This is a genomic window from uncultured Limnohabitans sp. (genome assembly GCF_937889215.1).
Lineage (GTDB): Bacteria > Pseudomonadota > Gammaproteobacteria > Burkholderiales > Burkholderiaceae_C > Limnohabitans_A.
On record NZ_CALBEX010000277.1, the window covers coordinates 1 to 6,495 of the forward strand.

5 protein-coding genes are annotated in these 6,495 nt (G+C 59.4%); all 5 read left to right on the plus strand.

The annotated features are described in order from the left end of the window. On the plus strand, positions 1-2,765 hold a 2,765-nt coding region (locus tag Q0341_RS07015), incomplete at its 5' end, for a DNA-directed RNA polymerase subunit beta' (protein WP_299511513.1). A gap of 102 nt (positions 2,766-2,867) precedes the next feature. Continuing rightward, a complete protein-coding gene (locus Q0341_RS07020) occupies positions 2,868-3,410 on the plus strand; it encodes a hypothetical protein (RefSeq protein WP_299511516.1) in 543 nt (180 codons plus the stop codon). Positions 3,411-3,431: 21 nt separating this feature from the next. Beyond that, positions 3,432-4,787 carry a 16S rRNA (cytosine(967)-C(5))-methyltransferase RsmB gene (rsmB, locus tag Q0341_RS07025; protein ID WP_299511518.1) on the plus strand — a complete coding sequence of 452 codons (1,356 nt, stop codon included), beginning with the start codon at positions 3,432-3,434 and terminating at the stop codon, positions 4,785-4,787. A 25-nt stretch (positions 4,788-4,812) separates the two neighbouring features. Then, positions 4,813-5,382, plus strand: a complete 570-nt coding sequence (locus Q0341_RS07030) for a DUF4390 domain-containing protein (RefSeq protein WP_299511520.1) — start codon at positions 4,813-4,815, stop codon at positions 5,380-5,382. Position 5,383: 1 nt separating this feature from the next. Next, a partial coding sequence (locus Q0341_RS07035) for a HAMP domain-containing protein (protein ID WP_299511522.1) occupies positions 5,384-6,495 on the plus strand: 1,112 nt, incomplete at its 3' end.

The following is a 6,495-nucleotide window of genomic DNA, read 5'->3' on the forward strand; positions in this document are numbered from 1 at the left end:
CCTCCAACAACATCTTGTTCCCTGCATCGGGCGAGCCTTCCATCGTGCCATCTCAAGACGTGGTGCTGGGCTTGTACTACGCCACGCGTGACCGCATCAACGCCAAGGGCGAAGGCTTGCTCTTCTCCGACATCGGTGAAGTGCAGCGCGCCTTGGACGCCGACGCTGTGGAGTTGACTGCCAAGATCAATGTGCGCATGACCGAGTGGACCAAGGACAAAGCGACCGGGGAATTCACCTCGTCCGTGTCCATGGTGGAAACCACCGTGGGCCGTGCCTTGCTGTCCGAGATCCTGCCCAAGGGCCTGCCTTTCAGCAACCTGAACAAGGCGCTGAAGAAGAAGGAAATCTCCAAGCTGATCAACACGTCTTTCCGCAAGTGCGGTCTGAAAGAAACCGTGGTGTTCGCCGACAAGCTGTTGCAAAACGGCTTCCGTCTGGCCACGCGCGCCGGTATCTCGATTGGCATTGACGACATGTTGGTGCCGCCTGAGAAGCCCGCCATCATTGAAGCGGCCGAAAAAGAAGTCAAAGACATCGAGCAGCAATACGTCTCCGGTCTGGTGACTGCTGGCGAGCGCTACAACAAAGTCGTGGACATCTGGGGCAAGGCCGGTGACGTCGTTTCCAAGGTGATGATGGACCAACTCCGCAAAGAGAAGACCATTGACCGCCATGGCAACGAAGTCGATCATGAATCGTTCAACTCGATTTACATGATGGCCGACTCCGGTGCCCGTGGTTCTGCAGCGCAGATTCGCCAGTTGGCCGGTATGCGTGGTCTGATGGCCAAGCCCGACGGCTCGATCATCGAGACCCCCATCACGGCGAACTTCCGTGAAGGTCTGAACGTGTTGCAGTACTTCATCTCGACACACGGTGCACGTAAAGGCTTGGCCGACACGGCTTTGAAGACCGCCAACTCGGGTTACCTGACCCGTCGTCTGGTCGACGTGACCCAAGACTTGGTCGTCACCGAGCTCGATTGCGGCACCGCCGACGGCTCGTTGATGCGCGCCATCGTCGAAGGTGGTGAAGTGATCGAATCGCTGCGTGACCGTATCTTGGGCCGCACCGTCGTCGAAGACGTCTTGCACCCTGAAAACCGTGCGGTGCTGGCCGAAGCGGGCGTTTTGCTCGACGAAGACATGCTCGACGAACTCGAAGCCGCCGGCGTTGACGAAGTCAAAGTGCGCACCGCACTGACTTGCGCCACACGTTTCGGCTTGTGCGCCAAGTGCTATGGCCGCGATCTGGGCCGTGGCGGTCTGGTTAACAACGGCGAAGCGGTCGGTGTAATCGCCGCCCAGTCGATTGGCGAACCCGGCACCCAGCTGACCATGCGGACCTTCCACATCGGTGGTGCAGCTTCGCGCGCCGCTGTGGCCTCCAGCGTGGAAGCCAAGTCCAACGGCGCCATCGGCTTCAATGCCACCATGCGTTATGTGACGAACAGCAAAGGCGAGTTGGTGGTGATTTCGCGTTCTGGCGAGATCGTCATCACTGAGCATGGCCGCGAGCGTGAACGTCACAAAGTGCCTTACGGCGCGATCCTGGCAGTCAAGGCCGACCAGACCATCAAGGCCGGCGCCATCTTGGCCAACTGGGATCCGCTGACCCGTCCGATCATCACCGAGTACGCAGGTACCGTGAAGTTCGAGAACGTGGAAGAAGGCCTGACTGTGGCTAAGCAGCTCGACGAAGTGACCGGCTTGTCCACATTGGTGGTCATTGACCCCAAGCGCCGTGGTGCTGCCAAGGTCATCCGTCCACAGGTCAAATTGATCGATGCGGCTGGCAAAGAAGTCAAGATCCCCGGCACCGACCACTCGGTGACCATTGGCTTCCAGATCGGTTCGCTGATCCAGGTGCGCGACGGCATGGATGTGGGTCCAGGCGAAGTCTTGGCACGTATCCCTGTGGAAGGTCAGAAGACCCGAGACATCACCGGCGGTTTGCCCCGCGTGGCCGAACTGTTCGAAGCCCGTACACCCAAAGACAAGGGCATGCTGGCCGAGATCACCGGTACCGTGTCGTTTGGTAAAGAGACCAAAGGCAAGGTCCGCTTGCAGATCACCGACCCTGACGGCAAGGTCTGGGATGAACTGATCCCCAAGGAAAAGAACATCCTGGTGCACGAAGGCCAAGTGGTCAACAAGGGCGAGAGCATTGTGGACGGCCCTGCCGACCCACAAGACATCTTGCGCCTCTTGGGCATCGAAGAGCTGGCACGCTACATCGTCGACGAAGTGCAGGACGTTTACCGCTTGCAAGGCGTGAAGATCAACGACAAGCACATCGAAGTGATTGTTCGTCAGATGCTGCGCCGCGTGGTGGTTGAGAACATCGGTGACTCCAGCTACATCTCTGGTGAGCAGGTGGAGCGCTCCGAAATGCTCAACACCAACGACGCTTTGCAGCGCGATGGCAAGATCCCCGCGACCTTCAGCAACTTGTTGCTGGGCATCACCAAGGCCTCCTTGTCGACCGACTCGTTCATCTCGGCCGCTTCCTTCCAGGAAACGACCCGCGTGTTGACCGAAGCGGCCATCATGGGCAAACGCGACGAGTTGCGTGGCTTGAAAGAGAACGTGATCGTGGGTCGTCTGATCCCTGCTGGTACAGGCTTGGCTTATCACAAAGCCCGTGCTGTCAAGGACGCCATGGACGACGCTGAGCGCCGCGCCATTGCCGATGCGGAAGCAGCGGATCTGGCCGGTGACACGGCTGAAGACACCGTCACAGACGCTGGCGAAGCCGCCTGAGCGATGAACTCACCGCCTGTGCGGTGAGCCCATTCAGCCCCTGTACCGCCATGTGGTCAGGGGCTGTTTTATTCTGGAAATGGCCAAAAAGGGTGGAGCAACATGGGTGCACTGATTTTTTGTGGCGTGCTGACCTTGGTGTTGTTTTGGTCGGTGGGGGCACACAACCGTTTGGTGCGATTGCGCGCAGAAGTGATTCGCCAGTGGGGCAGTGTGGACGCCGTGTGGTTGAGGTTGCTGGTGCGCCTGCAAGGCGGTTTGGCGGCCCGTCAAACGCTGCTCGGCGAGGCCGGTGCCCCAGAATTGCAAGTTGTGCAAATGGCCAGCGACCAGATGCTGGAAGCGCTGTTGCAAGCCAGAATGCAGCCCTTGGACGAAGCCGTTCAAAAACAGGTGATCAGCCAGCACCTTCAGTTGGTCAGTGAAATCAGACTGTTGCAACAAGAAGTGCATGACGCTTTGCGCCCGGATCTGGAAATCGCCCTCAACAGGATGCGTCAAACCCTGCCCGCGGCGATGATTCCCTACCATGTCGCTGTCAGTGCCTACAACGATGCGCTGAACATGCGGCCAGCATCGTGGTTGGCCAAGCGGCTCAACTTCAAGCCTGCGATGCGCATGGACTTGACCGCCGCGGCGAACTGATCCCAACCAATCCAAGCCCCCATGATGAACCCGTCTGCACAATCCATCGCGCCCATTGCTGCCTCGTCAGCCCCGTTGTGGCAACTGCTGCAAGTCACGGCCACGGTGGTTCAGGCGGTGCGAGCAGGGCGATCGTTGACCAGTGAGCTGGAGGGCATTCCAGCCGCGTTGCGTCCGGGTGTGCAGTCGCTGAGTTTCCAGGTCATGCGGCAGTTGGGACGCGCCATGGCTTTGCGTGCGTTGTTGGCCAAGAAGGCCCCGCCCCCTGCAGCTGACGCCTTGCTGTGCACCGCCTTGGCCTTGGGCTGGCAAGATGAAGCGGCGCCCTATCCGGTGCACACCTTGGTCAACCAAGCGGTTGAGGCGGCGCGCCAACACCGACAAACGCAAGCACAAAGCGGCTTCATCAACGCCTGCTTGCGGCGCTTCATGCGCGAGCGCGGGAATTTGGTGGCCCTCACTGACCGTGACTTGCAAGCGCAATGGAACCACCCCCTGTGGTGGATAGAACGCTTGCAAGACGAGTACCCACAAGCATGGCCAGATTTGTTGGCCATGGCCCAAAAGCCCGCCCCCATGACGTTGCGGGTGGACCGACAACACCAGACGGTTGCCGACTACCAAGCCCGACTGCAGGCCATGGGCTTGGCGGGGACGGCTGTAGGAGCCTCTGGGCTGCAACTCGACAAAGCCGTGCCTGTGCACCAATTGCCCGGGTTTGCGCAGGGCCAGGTGTCGGTGCAAGATGCTGCTGCGCAATTGGCCGCCCCGCTCTTGTTACATGGGCGCCCAGCCGATCAGCCTTGGCGCATCTTGGACGCCTGCGCGGCCCCGGGTGGCAAAACCGGACATCTTCTCGCGTGTTATCCGCAAGCCAAAGTGCTGGCGCTGGATGTGGACGCCACACGCTGCCAGCGCATTGATCAAAATTTGCAACGTTTGGGCGTTCAGGCCGAAGTCCGGGCCGCTGATGCCGGGCAGCCTCAGACCTGGTGGGACGGACAGTTGTTCGATGCCATCTTGCTCGATGCCCCGTGCACCGCTTCGGGCATTGTGCGCAGACACCCAGACGTGCGTTGGTTACGCAGACCTACCGACAGCGAGCAATTGGGCCGCATTCAGGCGCAACTGCTCAAAGCCCTTTGGCCCTTGTTGGCGCCAGGCGGTCGGTTGCTGTATTGCACATGCTCGGTCTTCAAGTCGGAAGGGGACAGAACGGTTCAAGCGTTCCTTCAGCGCAACATCGATGCGCAATTGCTGTCCTCCCCGGGGCATTTGATACCCGGACAGATACCCAAGGGCCTGCCAGTCGAGGACAATGCATTGGGTGAACATGACGGCTTTTATTACGCACTGCTGGAAAAAAATCGGGCTTGAGCTTGGACGACCGCTCGTCCGGCTCTTGAGCATTGGTTTGCTGGGCTTGAGCTGTGCGTGGGCCCAGACGTCGTCGGTCGAGTTGATCGAGCTGAACCCAGCGTACCAAGAAAAGGCCTTGGTGCTGACGGCACAGCTGTCGCTGGCGTTGGGTCCGGCGGTCGAGGACGCACTCATCAAGGGCCTGGCGGTGCATTTTGTGGCCGATGTTGAGGTGTTTCAGGACCGGTGGTACTGGACCGATAAAAAAGTAGGCTCCGCCAGTCGCTATTACCGATTGGCCTTCCAACCACTGACGCGGCGTTGGCGATTGAATGTGTCGAGTGAGCCGATTTCCCTCACAGGCTTGGCGGGCAGCATTTCACAAAATTTTGAAACTTTGGGCGAAGCCCTTAACGTGATCCGCCGCCAGTCGGCATGGAAAATTGCCGACCTGCAAAACCTGGACGCCGAAGCACGTCAACACATTCGGTACGCCTTCAAGCTCGACGTGTCGCAGCTGCCGCGTCCATTTCAAATCGCTGCGGGCAATCAGGTCGATTGGAACTTGCAGGTGAACCAATCATTGCGACTCAACACGGTCCAGGTGCGCTGACATGCAATGGCGCAAGCTCAGTCGCGACAACTACACCGAGTTGCCCTCGCGTGCCAGCCGATGGCTGATGTTGGTTGGGGTGCTGAGCGTGGCGGTGATCGGCATCGGTTTGCTGGTGCTGATGACCCAAGCCACAGGCAACCGGGAGCGCTACAACGAAAACTATGAATGGCTGGTGCTGACCAACGCAGTGGTAGCCAGTGGCTTGTTGATCACCATTTTGTGGGGCATGGTGCGCTTGCTGCTGAGTCTGCGCAGGGGGCAGTTTGGCTCCCGCCTGCTGGTCAAGCTGGCAGGTATTTTTGCCTTGGTCGGCGTGGTGCCCGGCTTGATGATTTACGTGGTGTCTTACCAATTCGTCTCCCGCTCTATTGAAAGCTGGTTTGATGTGAAGGTCGAGGCAGCGTTGGTGGCGGGCTTGAACCTGGGCCGTGCCACTTTGGACACATTGAGTGAAGACCTGAACAAGCAAGCCAAAGCAGCGGCGGCCAATTTCGCAGAAAGCAGCGAAATCAACCCGGGCTTGGCGGCTGAAAAAATCAGGACCCAACTGGGTGCCAGTGATGTGGCCATCTGGACGCACAACGGCCAAATGGTGGCCAGCGCAGGGCCTTCGCGCTTTCAGATCCGTTCTGATCGTCCCAGCGTGCAGCAATTGCGCCAAGCGCGTCAAAGCGGCCAACTGGCCTGGATCGAGGGGCTCGACGAAGCCGCGACCGATGGGGGCACAGGCCGCATCAAGGTCTTGGTGCCGATACCGCAGTGGAGCTTGGCATTCAACGAAGAACGGCGTCTGTTGCAAGTGATCCAAGAACTGTCGCCCGCCTTGGTCAACAACGCGCTGGAGGTGCAAGCGGCCTACCGTGAATACCAAGAGCGAGCCTTGGCGCGAGAAGGTTTGCGGCGCATGTACATCGGCACACTCACACTCAGCTTGTTCCTGGCCGTATTGGGTGCCATTTTGTTGGCGGTGTTGTTGGGCAAGCAACTGGCCCGGCCTTTGTTGCTGCTAGCACACGGCATGCGCCAAGTGGCTGCAGGCGATCTGCGGCCCAAGTTGGCCCTGCAAGGCAAAGACGAGCTGGGCGGATTGACCCGGTCGTTTGCCGACAT